A 16,611-nucleotide genomic window follows, 5' to 3' on the forward strand; every position below is an offset into this window, starting at 1 on the left:
CTTACTCCTCGCCCTCGTCCTCGGTCGCCTCGGGCTTCGGGCCGCTGTCCTGGCCCTTGGCGGAGAGGTCGCGCTCGACCAGTTCGATCACCGCCATGGTTGCGGCGTCGCCGTAGCGCATCCCGGCCTTCAGCACGCGGGTATAGCCGCCATTGCGGGCCTTGTAGCGCTCCGCGACCGTGGTGAAGAGCTTGTCCACCACCTTCTCGTCGCGGATCTGGGCCAGCGCCTGGCGGCGCGCATGCAGGCCGCCGCGCTTGCCGAGCGTGATGATGCGCTCGACATACGGGCGCAGCTCCTTCGCCTTGGGCAGCGTGGTGGTGATCTGCTCGTGCTTGATCAGGCTGGTCGCCATGTTGCGCAGCATCGCCACCCGGTGGGTGGAGGTGACGCCGAGCTTACGGCCGGAAACGCCGTGACGCATGATACCGTGTCCCTATGTCCCGAGCCTCAGAACGGCTCTTCGAGCTTCTTCGCGAGATCCTCGATGTTCTCCGGCGGCCAGCCCGGCACGGTCATGCCGAGGCCGAGGCCCATGGAGGCGAGGACTTCCTTGATCTCGTTCAGCGACTTGCGGCCGAAATTCGGCGTGCGGAGCATCTCCTGCTCGGTCTTCTGCACGAGGTCGCCGATATAGACGATGTTGTCGTTCTTCAGGCAGTTGGCGGAGCGCACGCTGAGCTCCAGCTCGTCCACCTTGCGCAGCAGGTTGCGGTTGAAGGGCAGGTCGTCCCGCACTTCCTCCACCACGCGCTGGCGCGGCTCCTCGAAGTTGATGAAGAGCTGCAGCTGCTCCTGCAGGATGCGGGCTGCGATGCCGACCGCGTCCTCCGGGGTGACGGTGCCGTCGGTCTCGACGGTCAGGACCAGCTTGTCGTAGTCGGTCTTCTGGCCGACGCGGGTGGGCTGCACCTGGTAGGCCACGCGGCGCACCGGCGAGTAGATCGCATCCACCGGGATCAGACCGATCGGCGCATCCTCCGGCCGGTTGTCGGCGGCGGGGACGTAGCCCTTGCCGGTCTCGACCGTGAGTTCCATCGAAAGCTTCGCGCCGTCGTCCAGCGTGCACAGCACGAGGTCGGGGTTGGCGATCTCGATGTCGCCGGTGGTCTGGATCTGGCCGGCGGTCACCTCGCCGGGGCCGGTCGCGGTCAGCGCGAGGCGCTTGGCGCCGTCGCCCTGGTAGCGGATGGCGAGCTGCTTCACGTTCAGGACGATGTCCGTCACGTCCTCGCGCACGCCCTGGATGGAGCTGAATTCGTGCAGCACGCCGTCGATGCGGATGCCGGTGACGGCCGCGCCCTGCAGGGAGGACAGCAGGATCCGCCGCAGCGCGTTGCCGAGCGTCATGCCGAAGCCGCGCTCCAGCGGCTCGGCCACGATCGTGGCGGTGCGCGTGGGATCGGCGCCGAGCTCGATGTCCTTCTTGGTCTCGATCAGCGAGCGCCAGTTCTTTTCGATCATCTCTTTCCTCGTCCCGGAAGCGCGGCGCGGCGGTGGCGGCGGGGCGATGCCCCGCCGAACGTCACACGTGCGGTTTCCCGCGCGTCATCAGACGCGACGGCGCTTGCGCGGGCGGCAACCATTGTGCGGGATGGGCGTCACGTCCTTGATGGCCGTGACGTAGAAGCCGACGGCCTGCAGGGCGCGCAGCGCCGATTCGCGGCCCGAGCCGGGGCCGCTGACCTGGATCTCCAGCGTCTCCATGCCGTGCTCGCGGGCCTTCTTGCCGGCGTCCTCGGCGGCGACCTGAGCGGCGTACGGGGTGGACTTCCGGCTGCCCTTGAAGCCCTGGCTGCCGGCCGACGACCAAGCAATGGCGTTGCCCTGCGCGTCGGTGATGGTCACCACCGTGTTGTTGAAGCTGGCGAGAACATGCGCCACGCCGGAGCTGATGTTCTTCCGCTCCTTCTTGCGCGGGCGGTTGCCGGCGCCACCGCGGGGTTCGCGAGCCATCTTACTTCGTCACCTTCTTCTTGCCGGCGATCGCGACCGCCTTGCCCTTGCGCGTGCGGGCATTCGTGTGGGTGCGCTGGCCGCGGACCGGCAGGCCCTTGCGGTGACGCAGGCCGCGATAGCAGGCCATGTCCATCAGCCGCTTCTTGTTCATCGCCTCTTCGCGGCGGAGATCGCCCTCGACGCGGTATTCGCGGTCGATCAGCTCGCGGATGCGCAGCACCTCGTCGTCGGTGAGCTGGTTCACGCGACGCTCCTCGGGGATGCCAAGCTCCTCGATGATGTCCTTCGCGTTCTTCGGACCGATGCCGTAGATGTAACGGAGCGAGATGGCGACCCGCTTGTTGGTCGGGATGTTCACGCCGGCGATGCGCGCCACGATGCGTCTCTCCTCACGGGGCCGGCCGGCCCCTCGTGCAGCCGACCGGGGTCGGCAAGGTGATCAACCAGTTGTTGCAACGGCGAAGGGCGGCCGGAGACACGCCCCTGACCGCGAGGGCGGGGCATTACCCCCTGCCCGCCTATCGAGTCAAGATCCCGTCAGCCCGTCCCCAATATGGCGCGGATCTGGCGCGTGACCTCGTCCATCTCCGCCATGCCGTCCACCGCCCGGAGCTTGCCCTGCGCCTTGTAGAAGGGCAGCAGCGGCGCCGTCTGGCGGTGATAGGCCTCGAGCCGCGCGGAGACCGTCTCCGCCTTGTCGTCGGCGCGGCGGATGAACTCCGTGCTGCCGCAGACATCGCACACCCCGACCTTGGCGGTCGGCTTGAAGCTGTCGTGATAGCCGGCGCCGCATTTGGCGCAGGTGAAGCGACCGGCGATGCGATCCACCAGCGCGGCGTCGTCCACCTGCAACTCGATCACATGGTCGAGCGCCATTGCCTGGTCGCGCAGCATGACGTCGAGCGACTCGGCCTGCGGCACGGTGCGCGGGAAGCCGTCCAGGATGAAGCCCTTGACGCAGTCCGGCTGCTGCACGCGCTTGGCGAGCATGGCGGTGACGATCGCGTCCGGCACCAGGTCACCACGCTCCATGATGGCCTTGGCTTCGCGGCCGAGGTCCGAGCCCGACTTCACCTCGGCGCGCAGCATGTCGCCGGTGGAGATCTGGGCGATGCCGTAGGCCTCCTCCAGCCGCTTGGCCTGCGTCCCTTTTCCGGCGCCCGGGGGGCCAAGAAGGATCAGGCGCATCACGCAATCTCCGCACGGCGGTTCGCGCAGCGGACCGAGGCCGCGAATGCGGCCCGCCGCCGGTGCGGCGAGCCAAGCCCGGGGATGCGGGCGCCGGCGCTTGAGGCACCGACCAGGCTTCTCATCGTCCGCGTCCCCCCGGTTGCGTGCCGCGGCCACCGAGCCGGGCCTTCTTGATGAGCCCCTCATACTGGTGGGCGAAGAGATGGGACTGGATCTGCGCCACCGTGTCCATGGTGACGGAGACGATGATCAGCAGGGAGGTGCCGCCGAAGTAGAAGGGCACGTTGTACTGCGAGATCAGGATCTCCGGCAGGATGCAGATCACCGCAAGGTAGATCGCGCCCACGGTCGTCAGGCGTGTCAGCACACGGTCGAAATACTCCGCCGTCGGCTGGCCGGGGCGGATCCCCGGGACGAAACCGCCGTACTTGCGCAGATTGTCCGCCGTCTCCTGCGGGTTGAACACGACCGCGGTATAGAAGAAGGCGAAGAATACGATGCCGACCAGGTAGAGCAGCATGTAGAGCGGCTGCCCGTGCGCCAGCATGTTCGCCATGTCGCCGAGGAAGGAGGGCTCCGTCCGGTCGGTCTGGAAGGCCGCGAATGTCGCCGGCAGCAGCAGCAGCGAGGAGGCGAAGATCGGCGGCATCACGCCCGCGGTGTTCAGCTTCAGCGGCAGATGCGTGGTCTCGCCGCCCATCATGCGGTTGCCGACCTGGCGCTTCGGATACTGCACGGGGATGCGGCGCTGCGCGCGCTCGATGAAGACCACGGCGGCGATGATCAGCAGCGCCGCGAGCAGGAAGAAGATGATGAAGAAGGTGGAAAGAGCGCCGGTCCGCCCGAGCTCCAGCGTGGAGGCCAGCGCACTCGGCAGGTTCGCCACGATGCCGGCGAAGATGATGAGGCTGATGCCGTTGCCGACGCCCCGCGCGGTGATCTGCTCGCCGAGCCACATCAGGAACATGGTGCCGCCGGTCAGCGTGATGACGCAGGACAGGCGGAAGAACATGCCGGGCTCTGCCACCGCGGGCGCGAAGGTGCCGCGCAGCGATTCGAGGCCCACGGCGATGCCGTATGCCTGGAAGATCGCGATGACCAGCGTGAGGTAGCGGGTGTACTGGTTGAGCTTCTTGCGCCCCGTCTCGCCTTCCTTCTTCAGCGCCTCCCATGAGGGGATGGCCGCCGTCATCAGCTGCACGATGATCGAGGCGGAGATGTAGGGCATGATGTTCAGGGCGAAGACGGTCATGCGCCCGAGCGCGCCGCCCGTGAACATGTCGAACATGCCGAGGATGCCGCCGCCCATCTGCTGCAGCAGCTCGCCCATCACGCCGGCATCGACGCCCGGCACCGGCACATAGGAGCCGATCCGGTACACGATCAGCGCACCGAGCGTGAACCAGATGCGCTTCTTGAGCTCGGTCGCCTTGGCCAGGACGCCGAGGTTGAGATTGGCCGCGAGTTGTTCGGCGGCGGACGCCATGCCTGTCTCTCCTCGCGCATGCGGCGTCCCAGGCCGGGCCGGGGACGCCGCATCGCAGCCGTCTTAAGGTGACGCCCGCACCCCGCCGGTGCAAGGGCGCCTGCTCATCTCAGGCCTCGGCGGCCTCTTCCGTGGCGACGGGCATGGTGGTGGTCACCGTGCCGCCGGCCGCCTGTACCGCGGCGACCGCCGCGGCGGAGGCCCCGGTCACGGTGATGGTCACCGCCCGCTTGATCTCGCCCTTCGCCAGCAGGCGCACGCCCACCAGCTTGGCAGAGGTCTTGACCAGCCCCGCAGCCTTCAGCGCCGCTTCGTCGATCGGCTGGCCTTCCGGCAGGCGCCCTTCCTCGATCGCGCGGTCGAGCGCGCCGAGGTTCAGCACCGCATAGTCCTTGCGGAACGGGTTGACGAAGCCGCGCTTCGGCATCCGGCGATAGATCGGGAGCTGGCCGCCCTCGAACCCGTTCAGCCGCACGCCGGTGCGGGCCTTCTGGCCCTTCACGCCGCGGCCGCCGGTCTTGCCCTTGCCGGAGCCGATGCCGCGCCCGATGCGCTTGAACTTGTCGCGCGCGCCGTCGTTGTCGCGGATCTCATTCAACTTGGGCATGGTCAGCCCTCCACCTTCACCAGGTGCGCGACCTTGCGGATCATGCCGCGCACCGCGGGCGTGTCCTCAAGCTCGCGGGTGCGATGCATCTTGTTCAGGCCGAGGCCGATCAGCGTTTCGCGCTGACCGGGCTTGCGGCCGATCGGCGACCCGGTCTGGGTCACCTTCACGGTCTTCTTGCTGCTCTCAGACATTCGCCTGCTCCGCCGCCGGCTCGGCTTCCTTCTTCGTGCCGAGCAGGTCGGTGACCTTCTTGCCGCGCCGCGCCGCCACCGCGCGCGGACTGGTGCAGTTGGACAGCGCCGCGAAGGTCGCCTTGACCATGTTGTGCGGGTTCGTCGTGCCGGTGCACTTGGCGACCACGTCGCCCATGCCCAGCGTCTCGAACACCGCGCGCATCGGACCGCCGGCGATGATGCCGGTGCCCGCCGGCGCCGCGCGCAGGATCACGCGGCCCGCGCCGAACTCGCCGATGATGTCGTGGTGCAGCGTGCGGCCTTCCTTCATCGGCACGCGGATCATGCCGCGCTTGGCACGCTCCGTCGCCTTGCGGATCGCCTCCGGCACCTCGCGTGCCTTGCCCGCGCCCCAGCCGACGCGGCCCTTCTGGTCGCCCACGACGACCAGCGCCGCGAAGCTGAAGCGCCGGCCGCCCTTCACCACCTTGGCCACGCGGTTGATGGTGACGAGCTTGTCCTTCAGCTCGTCGCCTTCCGTGCGCTCCTGGCGCTGATCCCGATCGCGGTCGCGCCCGCGGCCACGACGGCGATCGCCGCCCTCGCCGCCTTCGCCGCCAGTCCTCGGCTCACGTGCCATCGTTCAGTTCCTCAGAAGGAGAGACCGCCCTCGCGGGCAGCCTCCGCCAGCGCCTTGACGCGGCCGTGATAGAGATAGGGCCCGCGGTCGAACACGACCTTGGACACGCCGGCGGCGAGCGCACGCTCCGCCACCAGCTTGCCCACGGCGGTTGCGGCATCCTTGTCCGCGCCGGTCTTCAGGCTCTCGCGCATCGTCTTCTCGAGCGTCGAAGCGGCGGCCAGGGTCACGCCCTGTCCGTCGTCGATCACCTGCGCGTAGATGTGCCGGCCCGAGCGGAAGACGGAAAGGCGCGGACGCCCCCCGCTCTTCAGCTTCAGCTGGTAGCGCAGACGCGAGCGGCGCCGCGCCTGCAATGCGAGCTTGTCGGCCATTACTTCTTCTTACCCTCCTTCCGGAGGATCACCTCGTTGTCGTACCGGACGCCCTTGCCCTTGTAGGGCTCGGGGCCGCGATAGGCCCGGATCTCCGCCGCCACCTGGCCAACCTGACGCTTGTCCGCGCCTTCCACCTTGATGGCGGTCGGGCGTTCGCAGGTGATCTTGATGCCCTTCGGAACCGGATACCGGATCTCGTGGCTGTAGCCGAGGTTCAACACCAGGTCGCTGCCCTGCACCGCGGCGCGGTAGCCGGTGCCGGTGATCTCCATGGACTTCGTGAAGCCCGTGGAAACGCCGGTGACCATGCCCTGGATCAGGCTGCGGGTGGTGCCCCACATGGTGCGCGAGCGCCGGTCGCTGCCCTTCGGCGCGACGGCAACCTCGTTGCCCTCGATCTTCACGTCCACGTCCTCGGTCAGGTCGAGCCTGAGCTCGCCGTTCTTGCCCTTGGCCGTGATGGTGCGGCCCTGAAGCGCCACCTGGACGCCTGCCGGAACCTGCACCGGATACTTGCCGACGCGTGACATGCCTCTGCCCTCCTCAGAACACGCGGCAGAGGACTTCGCCGCCGACATTGGCGGTGCGCGCCTCATGGTCGCTCATCACGCCCTTCGGCGTGGAGAGGATGGAGATGCCGAGGCCGTTGTAGAACTTCGGCAGCTCCGCGATCTTCGAATAGACCCGCCGGCCGGGCTTCGAGACGCGGTGGATCTCCTTGATGGCCGGCTCGCCCTCCGAGTATTTCAGCTCGATGGCGATGACCTTCACGCCGGGGCGCAGTTCCTCGGTCGAGAAGGCGCGGATGTAGCCCTCGCGCTTCAGCACGTCGAGCACGTTCTCCCGCAGGCGGGAGGCCGGTGAGCTGCAACGGCTCTGGCGCGCGCGCTGCGCGTTGCGGATGCGGGTGAGCAGGTCGCCCAGCGGATCGGACAGAGACATCTTCTGTCCCCCTTACCAGCTCGCCTTGACCACGCCCGGAAGCTGGCCGGTGTTGGCCAGCTCGCGGAGCATGTTCCGGCTGAGCTTGAACTTGCGGTAGTTGCCGCGCGGGCGGCCGGTGAGCTCGCAGCGCAGGCGCACGCGGTTCTTCGCGCCGTTGCGCGGGAGCTGCGCGAGCTTCAGCGTCGCCTCGAAGCGCTCCTCGACGGGACGGTCGCGGTCCATCACCACCGCCTTCAGGGCAGCGCGCTTCGGGGCGTGCAGCTTGGAGAGCCGGGCCCGCCGGTTGTTCTTCTCGACTGACGAGGTCTTGGCCATGTCGTCTCAGGTCCTCCGGAACCTGCCGCGCTCCCGGTCACTGTCCGGGGTCGCGGCGGTTTTCCTGTGGAAAGATTTCAGTTGGCGAAGGGAAGGTCGAAGGCCTTGAGCAGCGCCTTCGCTTCCTTGTCGGTCTTCGCCGTGGTGACGAACTGGATGTCCATCCCGCGCACCGTGTCCACGCGATCGTAGTTGATCTCGGGGAACACGATCTGCTCCTTCAGGCCCATGGCGTAGTTGCCACGGCCATCGAAGCCGCGATTGCCGGGGATGCCGCGGAAGTCCCGCACGCGCGGCAGCGCGATGGTGACCAGGCGGTCCAGGAATTCGTACATCCGCGCCTTGCGCAGCGTGACCTTGCAGCCGATCGCCTGGCCTTCGCGGATCTTGAAGCCCGCGATCGCCTTCTTGGCCAGCGTCTTGACCGGCTTCTGCCCGGCGATCGCCATCAGCTCCGCGACGGCGGCATCGAGCTTCTTCGAATCGCCCGCGGCCTCGCCCACGCCCATGTTGATGACGATCTTCTCGAGCTTCGGAACCTCCATCGGGTTCTTGTAGCCGAACTCATCCACCAGGCGCTTGCGCACCACATCGTCGTACAGCTTGCGCAGGCGCGGCACATCGGCCGGCGAGGCCGCCGCCGGGCCGGCCTTGGCGACGACATTCGTCGCCGCCTGCCCGCCACGCCCATCCTGCGCCGCCGCCGCCTTCGCGTTGGTCGGCTTCGACGACGTCTTCGCCGCGCCCTTCTTCGGCGCCGGAGCGCCCTTCTTCGTACCGCTCATCGGTCGATCACCTCGCCCGAGGCCTTCGCCACACGGACCTTCTTGCCGTCCTCGAGGGTCTTGAAGCCCACGCGGGTCGGCTTGTCGGACTTCGGATCGAGCAGCGCCAGGTTGGAAAGGTCGATCGGACCCTCCTTCTCCGTGATGCCGCCCGGACGGTTCAGGCCCTGCGGCTTCTCATGCCGCTTCACCATGTTCACGCCCTGCACGAAGGCGCGGTTCTCCTTGGGCACAACGCGGATCACTTCGCCCCGCTTGCCCTTGTCGCGACCGGCCAGCACCTGGACCTTGTCGCCCTTCCTGATCTTCGCGGCCATGGCCTTACAGGACCTCCGGCGCCAGCGAGATGATCTTCATGAACTTCTTCGCGCGCAGCTCGCGCACGACCGGTCCGAAGATGCGCGTCCCGATGGGTTCGCCCTGCTTGTTGATCAGCACCGCGGCGTTGCCGTCGAAGCGGATCGCCGTGCCGTCGATGCGGCGCACCGGATAGGCGGTGCGGACGATGACGGCGCGATGCACCTCGCCCTTCTTCACCTTGGCGCGCGGGATCGCCTCCTTCACGGAGACGACGATGATATCGCCGACCGATGCCGTCTTCCGCTTCGAGCCGCCCAGCACCTTGATGCACTGGACGCGGCGCGCACCGGAATTGTCGGCAACCTCGAGGTTGGATTCGACCTGGATCATGGATCAGGCCCCCGCCTCGGCAGCAGCAGGCGTCGTCGCCGCGGGCGCGTCATAGCCCGCGGGGCGCGCGACGTCCTCGCCGTTGCGCGCCACGACCAGCCACGACTTGCTGCGGCTGATCGGACGGCACTCCTCGATCGAGACCAGGTCGCCCTGCTTGCACAGGTTGGCCTCGTCATGCGCGGCGTACTTCTTCGAGCGCCGGATGAACTTCTTGTAGAGCGGGTGCATCACGCGACGCTCGACAAGGACGGTCACCGTCTTGTCGGTCTTGTCGCTGACCACCCGGCCCGTGAGGACGCGCCTCGGCATCGCCCGGAACCCCTTACGCTTTCGCCGGAGCGCGATTGCGCTCGGCCATGATGGTCTTCACCCGCGCGATGGTGCGGCGCACTTCCTTGATGCGCCCCACCGCCTCGAGCTGTCCGGTCGCCCGCTGGAAGCGCAGGTTGAACTGCTCCTTCCTGAGGCCCACCAGCATTTCCTGCAGCTCGTCCGCGGACTTGCCGCGCACGTCCGCGATCTTCGTCATCGCCATGATCAGGCCTCCGCCGGCGTCGCGCCGAGGCGCGTGACGATCTTGGTCTTGATCGGCAGCTTGGCGGCGCCGAGCGTCAGCGCCTCGCGCGCGATGTCGCCGGATACGCCGTCGAGCTCGAACATGATCCGACCCGGCTTCACGCGGCAGACCCAGTATTCGGGCGCGCCCTTGCCGGAGCCCATGCGGACTTCGGCCGGCTTGGTCGAGACCGGCACGTCCGGAAAGATCCGGATCCAGACGCGGCCCTGGCGCTTCATCGCGCGGGTGATCGCACGGCGCGCGGCCTCGATCTGGCGCGCGGTGACGCGCTCCGGCTCGAGCGCCTTCAGGCCGAACCCGCCGAAATCCAGCGTGAACCCGCCCTTGGCGACGCCCTTGATGCGGCCCTTGTGGGCCTTGCGGAACTTGGTGCGCTTCGGTTGCAGCATCTCACTTCACTCTCAGCGCCATGTCACCGTTGCGGCGCCTGTTCCGCGGCGCGCTTGTCCTGCGCCATCGGATCATGGGCCATGACCTCGCCCTTGAAGATCCACACCTTCACACCGCAGGTGCCGTAGGTGGTCTTCGCGGTCGCCGTGCCGAAATCGATGTCCGCGCGCAGCGTGTGCAGCGGCACGCGGCCTTCGCGGTACCACTCCATCCGCGCGATCTCGGCGCCGCCGAGACGGCCGGAGCAGTTGATCCGGATGCCCTGCGCGCCGAGGCGCATGGCCGACTGCACCGCCCGCTTCATCGCGCGGCGGAACGCCACCCGGCGCTCGAGCTGCTGCGCGATGCTCTCGGCGACCAGCGTCGCGTCGATCTCGGGCTTGCGGATCTCGACGATGTTCAGCGACACCTCGGCGCCGGCCATCTTCGCGAGGTCCTTGCGCAGCACCTCGATGTCGGCGCCCTTCTTGCCGATCACCACGCCCGGGCGCGCCGCATGGATCGTCACGCGCGGCTTCTTCGCCGGACGCTCGATCACCACGCGGGACACGCCCGCGCCCTTCAGCCGGTCGCGCAGCGTGCGGCGCAGCTTCAGGTCCTCGTGCAGCATCTTGGAATAGTCGTTGTTGGCGAACCAACGGCTGTCCCAGGTGCGGTTGATGCCGAGCCGGAGCCCGATCGGGTTGACTTTCTGGCCCATGCTACGCGGCCTCCTGCTGCGCCGGCGCCTCGGGCGACACCTCGGCGACGACGATCTTCAGGTGGCTGAACCACTTCTCCACCCGGGACGCACGACCACGACCACGAGCATGGAAGCGCTTCATCACGATCGAGCGGCCGACCTCCGCGCGCGACACGACCAGGCGGTCCACGTCGAGCTGGTGATTGTTCTCCGCGTTGGCGATCGCGCTCTCCAGCGTCTTCTTCACGGTCTGCGCGATGCGGCGCTTGCTGAAGGTCAGCGTCGCCACCGCATCCTGCGCCGTGCGGCCGCGGATGAGCTGCGCCACCAGGTTCAGCTTGCGCGGCGAGACGCGGATGTTCCGCGTGATCGCCTGCGCCTCGGTTTCCTCGAGCGTGCGCTCGTGCTTCGGCTTGCTCATCTCAGCCCCGCTTCGCCTTCTTGTCGGCGGAGTGGCCGTTGAAGGTGCGCGTCGGCGAGAACTCGCCGAACTTGTGGCCCACCATGTTCTCCGTCACCTGCACCGGGATGAACTTCTTCCCGTTGTAGACGCCGAAGGTCAGGCCGACGAACTGCGGCAGGATCGTGCTGCGGCGCGACCAGATCTTGATGATCTCGTTGCGGCCGGACGCACGCGACACTTCCGCCTTGTTGAGCAGGTAGCCGTCCACGAACGGCCCCTTCCAGACGCTGCGCGCCATCGCGATCAGCCCTTCGTCGCGTTGCGGCGCCGGACGATGAGCCCGTCGGTCCGCTTGTTGTTGCGCGTCTTCGCACCCTTGGTCGGCTTGCCCCAGGGCGTGACCGGATGACGGCCGCCCGAGGTCCGGCCCTCACCACCACCATGCGGGTGGTCGACCGGGTTCATCACGACACCGCGGTTGTGCGGGCGGAAGCCCATCCAGCGGGTGCGACCGGCCTTGCCGATCTGCTGGTTCATGTTGTCCGGGTTGGACACCGCGCCGATCGCGGCCATGCATTCGGCACGCACCACGCGGAGCTCGCCGGACATGAGCTTGATCTGCGCGTAGCCACTGTCCTTGCCGACGAGTTGCGCGAAGGTGCCGGCGGAGCGTGCGATCTTGGCGCCGGCACCCGGCTTCAGCTCGATCGCATGGATGATCGTGCCGACCGGGATGTTCGCCAACGGCATCGCGTTGCCCGGCTTGATGTCCGCGCCCTTCGAGCCGTTCACCACCGTGTCGCCGACCTTCAGGCGCTGCGGCGCGATGACGTAGGCGAGTTCGCCGTCCTGATACTTGATCAGGGCGATGAAGGCCGTGCGGTTCGGGTCGTATTCCAGGCGCTCGACCGTGGCGGGCACATCGAACTTGCGGCGCTTGAAGTCCACCAGCCGGTAGGACTGCTTGTGCCCGCCGCCGCGGAAGCGGCTGGTGATGCGGCCGTGATTGTTGCGCCCGCCGGTATGCGGCTTGCCGACCGTCAATTGCTTGACGGGCTTGCCCTTCCACAGCTCGGAGCGGTCGATCAGGACCGTCCCGCGCAGGGACGGCGTGATCGGATTGAAGTTCTTCAGTGCCATGACGTCACGCGAGCCCCGTCGTCAGGTCGATGGTCTGACCGGCCTGCAGCCGCACCACCGCCTTCTTCCAATCGGACCGCCGGCCTTCGCGCCCGCGGAACCGCTTGGTCTTGCCCTTCATGACCACGGTGTTCACCGCCTCGACCTTCACCGAGAACAGCTTCTCCACCGCCGCCTTGATCTCCGGCTTCGTCGCATCCAGCGCGACGCGGAAGGTGACCTGGCTGAACTCGTTCAGCCGGGTGGCCTTCTCCGTCACCACGGGGGAGACGATCACCTGGTACATGCGCTCGGCGCTGAGCTGCGCGCCGGCCTTCTCGGTCGCCTCGCTCATGCCGCGGACTCCCCGTTGATGCGCTTCTCGAGCGCCGCGACGCCCGCGCGCGTCACCGCCAGCACGTCGTGCTGGAGGATGTCGTAGACATTCGCGCCGCCGGTCGGCAGCACGCTGACCTTCGGCAGATTGCGCGTGGCGCGCGCGAAGCCCTGGTCCACCGCCGCATCCACCACGAGCGCGCTGGACCAGCCGAGCGCCTTGAGCTGCTTCGCCACGGCCGAGGTCTTCGCCTCGCCGGGGGAGGCGGCATCGAGCACTACCAGCTTGCCTTCGGCGGCCTTGGCCGAAAGCGCGTGGATCAGGCCGAGGCGCCGGACCTTCTTGTTCAGGCTGTACTCGTGACTGCGCACGACCGGGCCGTGCACGACGCCGCCGGTGCGGAACTGCGGCGCGCGCAGCGAGCCCTGGCGAGCGTTGCCGGTGCCCTTCTGGCGATAGGGCTTCTTGGTGGTCCCGGAGACCTCGCCCATGCCCTTGGTCTTGTGCGTGCCGGCGCGGCGCTTGGCGAGCTGCCAATGCACCACGCGCGCGAGGATGTCGGCGCGCGGCTCGGCGCCGAACAGCGCCTCCGGCAGCTCGATCTCGCCCGCCGGCGCGTTGTCCAGCGTGATGACGGGAACGGTCGGCATATCGCTTACCCCTGCACCACGGCGGCCGGGAACGGCGCATCGGCCGGGCGCGCGCGCTTCACCGCATCGCGCACCAGCACATAGCCGCCCTTCGGGCCGGGGATGGCGCCCTTGATCAGCAGCAGGCCCTTCTCCGCATCGTGCCCGGCGACCACCAGGTTCTGGGTGGTCACGCGCTCGACGCCGAGATGGCCGGCCATCTTCTTGTTCTTGAAGGTCTTGCCGGGATCCTGGCGATTGCCGGTGGAGCCGAGCGAGCGGTGGCTGATCGAGACGCCGTGCGACGCCTCGAGGCCGGCGAAGTTCCAGCGCTTCATGCCGCCGGCAAAGCCCTTGCCGACCGTCACGCCCGTGACGTCCACCTTCTGGCCCTTCACGAAATGCTCGGCAGAGAGCTTCGTGCCGGGTGCCACGAGACCCTCCGCGTCCACGCGGAACTCCGCGAGCCTGCGCGGCGCCTCGACGCCGGCCTTCGCGAAATGGCCCTTCTGGGGCTTGGTCACGTTCTTCGGCTTGGCGTTCCCGATGCCGAGCTGCACCGCGGAATAGCCATCCTTCTCCGCCGTGCGGTTCGCCACCACGCGCACATCGTCCAGATGCAGCACGGTGACGGGCACGGTGGAGCCGTCTTCGTTGAAGAGCCGGGTCATCCCCAGCTTGCGGGCGATCAGCCCGGTACGGCCCTGAGTGGCCATGATCCCAGTTCCTTCGGCCGCGGCGTCAGATCTTGATCTCGACGTCCACACCCGCGGCCAGGTCGAGCTTCATCAGCGCGTCCACGGTCTGCGGGGTGGGATCGACGATATCCAGCAGGCGGCGATGCGTGCGGATCTCGAACTGCTCGCGCGACTTCTTGTCGACATGCGGCGAGCGGTTGACGGTGAAGCGCTCGATCTGCGTCGGCAGCGGGATGGGCCCGCGCACCCGCGCGCCCGTCCGCTTGGCCGTGTTCACGATCTCCCGCGTGCTGCCATCGAGCACGCGGTGATCGAACGCCTTGAGGCGGATGCGGATGTTCTGGCTGTCCATGACCGTAAGGCCCGTATCCCTGCGTCCGTTGCCTTACTTCACGATCTTGGCGACGACGCCGGCGCCGACGGTGCGGCCGCCTTCGCGGATGGCGAAGCGCAGCCCCTCATCCATGGCGATCGGCGCGATCAGCTCGACATCCATCGTCACGTTGTCGCCCGGCATCACCATCTCCGTCCCCTCCGGCAGCTTCACCACGCCGGTGACATCGGTGGTCCGGAAGTAGAACTGCGGGCGGTAGTTCGTGAAGAACGGCGTGTGACGGCCGCCCTCCTCCTTCGTCAGGATGTAGGCCTCGGCCTTGAACTGCGTGTGCGGCGTGATCGAGCCCGGCGCCGCCAGCACCTGCCCGCGCTCCACATCCTCGCGCTTCGTGCCGCGCAGCAGCGCGCCGATGTTGTCGCCCGCCTGCCCGCTGTCCAGCAGCTTGCGGAACATCTCCACGCCCGTCACCGTCGTCTTCACCGTGTCCTTCAGGCCGACGATCTCCACTTCCTCGCCAACCTTGATGATCCCGCGCTCCACGCGGCCCGTCACCACCGTGCCGCGGCCCGAGATCGAGAACACGTCCTCCACCGGCATCAGGAACGGACGATCCAGCGCGCGCGCCGGCTGCGGGATGTAGGCGTCCACCGCCTCCATCAGCTTCAGCACCGCCTGCTCGCCGATCTCCGGCTCACGGTCCTCCAGCGCGCACAGCGCACTGCCCTTGATCACGGGGATGTCGGCGCCCGGGAACTGGTAGGAGGACAGCAGCTCGCGCACCTCCATCTCCACCAGCTCGACCAGGTCGGGGTCCGCCATGTCCATCTTGTTCAGGAACACCACCAGCGCCGGCACGCCCACCTGCCGCGCCAGCAGGATGTGCTCGCGCGTCTGCGGCATCGGGCCGTCCGCCGCCGACACCACCAGGATCGCGCCGTCCATCTGCGCCGCACCCGTGATCATGTTCTTCACGTAGTCGGCGTGGCCGGGGCAATCGACATGGGCGTAGTGGCGGTTCGTCGTCTCGTACTCGACATGCGCCGTCGAGATCGTGATGCCGCGCGCCTTCTCCTCCGGCGCCTTGTCGATCTGGTCATACGCCGTGAAGGTCGCACCACCGGTCTTCGCCAGAACCTTGGTGATCGCCGCCGTCAGCGACGTCTTCCCATGGTCCACGTGACCGATCGTCCCGATGTTGCAGTGCGGCTTCGTCCGCTCGAACTTTGCCTTGGCCATTGTCGTGCTTCCCGATCGATCCGTGCTTCACAGCCACGCGCGAAGGCGCGGCGATTACCAACGATAGTGGCTGAAGGCCTTGTTGGCCTCGGCCATGCGATGCGTGTCTTCGCGCTTCTTCACCGCGGTGCCGCGGTTGTTCGCCGCGTCCATCAGCTCGGCGGAGAGGCGGTCTTCCATCGTGTTCTCGCCACGCTTGCGCGCGGCCTCGATCAGCCAGCGGATCGCCAGCGCCTGGCGCCGCTCCGGCCGGACCTCGACGGGCACCTGGTAGGTGGCGCCGCCAACGCGCCGCGACCGAACCTCGATCGCGGGCTTCACATTCTCCATCGCCTCATGGAACAGCCGCAGCGGGTCGGCATTGGCGCCGCCCTTGCGCTTCAGCGTGTCCATCGCCCCGTAGACGATGTTCTCCGCGACGGACTTCTTCCCGTCGTACATCAGCACGTTCATGAAACGGCTGAGCACGATGTCCCCGAACTTCGGATCGGGGAGAACCTCGCGCTTCTCGGCGCGGTGACGGCGCGACATATCTCCAGCGCTCCCTTACTTCGGCCGCTTGGCGCCGTAGAGCGAGCGCCGCTTGCGCCGCTTCGGCAGGCCCTGCGTATCCAGCACGCCGCGCAGGATGTGATAGCGCACGCCCGGCAGGTCCTTCACGCGGCCGCCGCGGATCAGCACCACGGAGTGTTCCTGCAGGTTGTGGCCTTCGCCGGGGATGTAGCTGACGACCTCGTAGCCGTTCGTCAGGCGCACCTTGGCGACCTTGCGCAGCGCCGAGTTCGGCTTCTTCGGCGTGGTCGTATACACGCGCGTGCAGACGCCACGCTTCTGCGGGCAGCCCTGCAGCGCGGGCACCTTGTTCCGCTTCGGGTTCGGCTCCCGCCCCTGGGCGATGAGCTGGTTGATCGTCGGCATGACGCCCCTTCGAAGTCCTAGCGGTCCGTCAAGCACATGAACCCGTCGGGCGCGCGCATGCGCGACCCAACGGGCACTTGTCCCACCATCGGCCTCAGCCCCCCTGCGGAA

30 protein-coding genes are annotated in these 16,611 nt (G+C 67.9%); all 30 read right to left on the reverse strand.

Annotation, left to right across the window (positions count from 1 at the left end):
* Position 1 precedes the first annotated feature (1 nt).
* Positions 2-424 carry a 50S ribosomal protein L17 gene (gene rplQ / locus E4T13_RS08935; RefSeq protein ID WP_137177940.1) on the reverse strand — a complete coding sequence of 141 codons (423 nt, stop codon included), beginning with the start codon at positions 422-424 and terminating at the stop codon, positions 2-4.
* Between the two features lie 26 nt (positions 425-450).
* Positions 451-1,464 carry a DNA-directed RNA polymerase subunit alpha gene (locus E4T13_RS08940; protein ID WP_137177941.1) on the reverse strand — a complete coding sequence of 338 codons (1,014 nt, stop codon included), beginning with the start codon at positions 1,462-1,464 and terminating at the stop codon, positions 451-453.
* Between the two features lie 87 nt (positions 1,465-1,551).
* Positions 1,552-1,956, reverse strand: a complete 405-nt coding sequence (gene rpsK / locus E4T13_RS08945) for a 30S ribosomal protein S11 (RefSeq protein WP_109872718.1) — start codon at positions 1,954-1,956, stop codon at positions 1,552-1,554.
* Between the two features lies 1 nt (position 1,957).
* Positions 1,958-2,335, reverse strand: coding sequence for a 30S ribosomal protein S13 (gene rpsM / locus E4T13_RS08950; RefSeq protein ID WP_137177942.1), 378 nt, complete (start codon positions 2,333-2,335; stop codon positions 1,958-1,960).
* 161 nt (positions 2,336-2,496) lie between these two features.
* Positions 2,497-3,147, reverse strand: a complete 651-nt coding sequence (locus E4T13_RS08955) for an adenylate kinase (protein WP_137177943.1) — start codon at positions 3,145-3,147, stop codon at positions 2,497-2,499.
* Positions 3,148-3,268: 121 nt separating this feature from the next.
* A complete protein-coding gene (secY, locus tag E4T13_RS08960) occupies positions 3,269-4,636 on the reverse strand; it encodes a preprotein translocase subunit SecY (protein ID WP_137177944.1) in 1,368 nt (455 codons plus the stop codon).
* Positions 4,637-4,745: 109 nt separating this feature from the next.
* Positions 4,746-5,243: a 50S ribosomal protein L15 gene (gene rplO, locus E4T13_RS08965; protein WP_137177945.1), complete on the reverse strand. Its 498-nt coding sequence runs from the start codon at positions 5,241-5,243 to the stop codon at positions 4,746-4,748.
* 2 nt (positions 5,244-5,245) lie between these two features.
* On the reverse strand, positions 5,246-5,437 hold the full coding sequence (gene rpmD, locus E4T13_RS08970; RefSeq protein WP_137177946.1) for a 50S ribosomal protein L30: 192 nt from the start codon (positions 5,435-5,437) through the stop codon (positions 5,246-5,248).
* The gene (rpsE, locus tag E4T13_RS08975; RefSeq protein WP_137177947.1) at positions 5,430-6,059 is read right to left on the reverse strand and encodes a 30S ribosomal protein S5; all 630 of its coding nucleotides are present in this window, start codon (positions 6,057-6,059) and stop codon (positions 5,430-5,432) included. The genes rpmD and rpsE overlap by 8 nt, the downstream gene beginning before the upstream one ends.
* Positions 6,060-6,070: 11 nt before the next feature.
* Positions 6,071-6,433, reverse strand: coding sequence for a 50S ribosomal protein L18 (rplR, locus tag E4T13_RS08980; protein WP_137177948.1), 363 nt, complete (start codon positions 6,431-6,433; stop codon positions 6,071-6,073).
* Positions 6,433-6,966, reverse strand: a complete 534-nt coding sequence (gene rplF, locus E4T13_RS08985) for a 50S ribosomal protein L6 (protein WP_137177949.1) — start codon at positions 6,964-6,966, stop codon at positions 6,433-6,435. Before rplF ends, rplR begins: the two co-directional genes overlap by 1 nt.
* 13 nt (positions 6,967-6,979) lie before the next feature.
* On the reverse strand, positions 6,980-7,378 hold the full coding sequence (rpsH, locus tag E4T13_RS08990; RefSeq protein WP_137177950.1) for a 30S ribosomal protein S8: 399 nt from the start codon (positions 7,376-7,378) through the stop codon (positions 6,980-6,982).
* Positions 7,379-7,390: 12 nt separating this feature from the next.
* Positions 7,391-7,696, reverse strand: coding sequence for a 30S ribosomal protein S14 (gene rpsN, locus E4T13_RS08995; protein ID WP_137177951.1), 306 nt, complete (start codon positions 7,694-7,696; stop codon positions 7,391-7,393).
* A gap of 77 nt (positions 7,697-7,773) precedes the next feature.
* Positions 7,774-8,316 carry a 50S ribosomal protein L5 gene (gene rplE, locus E4T13_RS09000; RefSeq protein ID WP_240791088.1) on the reverse strand — a complete coding sequence of 181 codons (543 nt, stop codon included), beginning with the start codon at positions 8,314-8,316 and terminating at the stop codon, positions 7,774-7,776.
* Positions 8,317-8,477: 161 nt separating this feature from the next.
* Positions 8,478-8,798: a 50S ribosomal protein L24 gene (gene rplX / locus E4T13_RS09005; protein ID WP_137177953.1), complete on the reverse strand. Its 321-nt coding sequence runs from the start codon at positions 8,796-8,798 to the stop codon at positions 8,478-8,480.
* Between the two features lie 4 nt (positions 8,799-8,802).
* Positions 8,803-9,171 (reverse strand): 50S ribosomal protein L14, encoded by a 369-nt coding sequence (gene rplN, locus E4T13_RS09010; RefSeq protein ID WP_137177954.1) that lies wholly within the window; start codon positions 9,169-9,171, stop codon positions 8,803-8,805.
* A gap of 3 nt (positions 9,172-9,174) precedes the next feature.
* Positions 9,175-9,483, reverse strand: coding sequence for a 30S ribosomal protein S17 (rpsQ, locus tag E4T13_RS09015; RefSeq protein ID WP_137177955.1), 309 nt, complete (start codon positions 9,481-9,483; stop codon positions 9,175-9,177).
* Positions 9,484-9,496: 13 nt separating this feature from the next.
* Positions 9,497-9,703, reverse strand: a complete 207-nt coding sequence (gene rpmC / locus E4T13_RS09020) for a 50S ribosomal protein L29 (RefSeq protein WP_137178509.1) — start codon at positions 9,701-9,703, stop codon at positions 9,497-9,499.
* A gap of 8 nt (positions 9,704-9,711) precedes the next feature.
* A complete protein-coding gene (rplP, locus tag E4T13_RS09025; RefSeq protein ID WP_137177956.1) occupies positions 9,712-10,140 on the reverse strand; it encodes a 50S ribosomal protein L16 in 429 nt (142 codons plus the stop codon).
* Between the two features lie 23 nt (positions 10,141-10,163).
* The gene (gene rpsC / locus E4T13_RS09030; RefSeq protein ID WP_137177957.1) at positions 10,164-10,841 is read right to left on the reverse strand and encodes a 30S ribosomal protein S3; all 678 of its coding nucleotides are present in this window, start codon (positions 10,839-10,841) and stop codon (positions 10,164-10,166) included.
* Position 10,842: 1 nt separating this feature from the next.
* Positions 10,843-11,244 carry a 50S ribosomal protein L22 gene (rplV, locus tag E4T13_RS09035; RefSeq protein WP_137177958.1) on the reverse strand — a complete coding sequence of 134 codons (402 nt, stop codon included), beginning with the start codon at positions 11,242-11,244 and terminating at the stop codon, positions 10,843-10,845.
* Between the two features lies 1 nt (position 11,245).
* On the reverse strand, positions 11,246-11,524 hold the full coding sequence (gene rpsS / locus E4T13_RS09040; protein ID WP_109872736.1) for a 30S ribosomal protein S19: 279 nt from the start codon (positions 11,522-11,524) through the stop codon (positions 11,246-11,248).
* Positions 11,525-11,529: 5 nt separating this feature from the next.
* Positions 11,530-12,366 (reverse strand): 50S ribosomal protein L2, encoded by an 837-nt coding sequence (gene rplB / locus E4T13_RS09045; RefSeq protein ID WP_137177959.1) that lies wholly within the window; start codon positions 12,364-12,366, stop codon positions 11,530-11,532.
* A gap of 4 nt (positions 12,367-12,370) precedes the next feature.
* Positions 12,371-12,700 (reverse strand): 50S ribosomal protein L23, encoded by a 330-nt coding sequence (locus E4T13_RS09050; RefSeq protein ID WP_137177960.1) that lies wholly within the window; start codon positions 12,698-12,700, stop codon positions 12,371-12,373.
* Entirely contained in the window at positions 12,697-13,332 is a 636-nt protein-coding gene (gene rplD / locus E4T13_RS09055) for a 50S ribosomal protein L4 (protein WP_137177961.1), read from the reverse strand. The genes E4T13_RS09050 and rplD overlap by 4 nt, the downstream gene beginning before the upstream one ends.
* Before the next feature lie 5 nt (positions 13,333-13,337).
* The gene (gene rplC, locus E4T13_RS09060) at positions 13,338-14,027 is read right to left on the reverse strand and encodes a 50S ribosomal protein L3 (RefSeq protein ID WP_170984890.1); all 690 of its coding nucleotides are present in this window, start codon (positions 14,025-14,027) and stop codon (positions 13,338-13,340) included.
* Between the two features lie 25 nt (positions 14,028-14,052).
* A complete protein-coding gene (gene rpsJ, locus E4T13_RS09065) occupies positions 14,053-14,361 on the reverse strand; it encodes a 30S ribosomal protein S10 (RefSeq protein ID WP_137177962.1) in 309 nt (102 codons plus the stop codon).
* 33 nt (positions 14,362-14,394) lie between these two features.
* Positions 14,395-15,582, reverse strand: a complete 1,188-nt coding sequence (gene tuf, locus E4T13_RS09070) for an elongation factor Tu (protein ID WP_137177963.1) — start codon at positions 15,580-15,582, stop codon at positions 14,395-14,397.
* Positions 15,583-15,636: 54 nt separating this feature from the next.
* Positions 15,637-16,113: a 30S ribosomal protein S7 gene (gene rpsG / locus E4T13_RS09075; protein WP_137177964.1), complete on the reverse strand. Its 477-nt coding sequence runs from the start codon at positions 16,111-16,113 to the stop codon at positions 15,637-15,639.
* Between the two features lie 15 nt (positions 16,114-16,128).
* The gene (rpsL, locus tag E4T13_RS09080) at positions 16,129-16,500 is read right to left on the reverse strand and encodes a 30S ribosomal protein S12 (protein WP_109872744.1); all 372 of its coding nucleotides are present in this window, start codon (positions 16,498-16,500) and stop codon (positions 16,129-16,131) included.
* Between the last annotated feature and the right edge of the window lie 111 nt (positions 16,501-16,611).

Origin of the sequence: Roseomonas sp. AR75, from assembly GCF_005222815.1 — a bacterium.
GTDB lineage: Bacteria > Pseudomonadota > Alphaproteobacteria > Acetobacterales > Acetobacteraceae > Falsiroseomonas.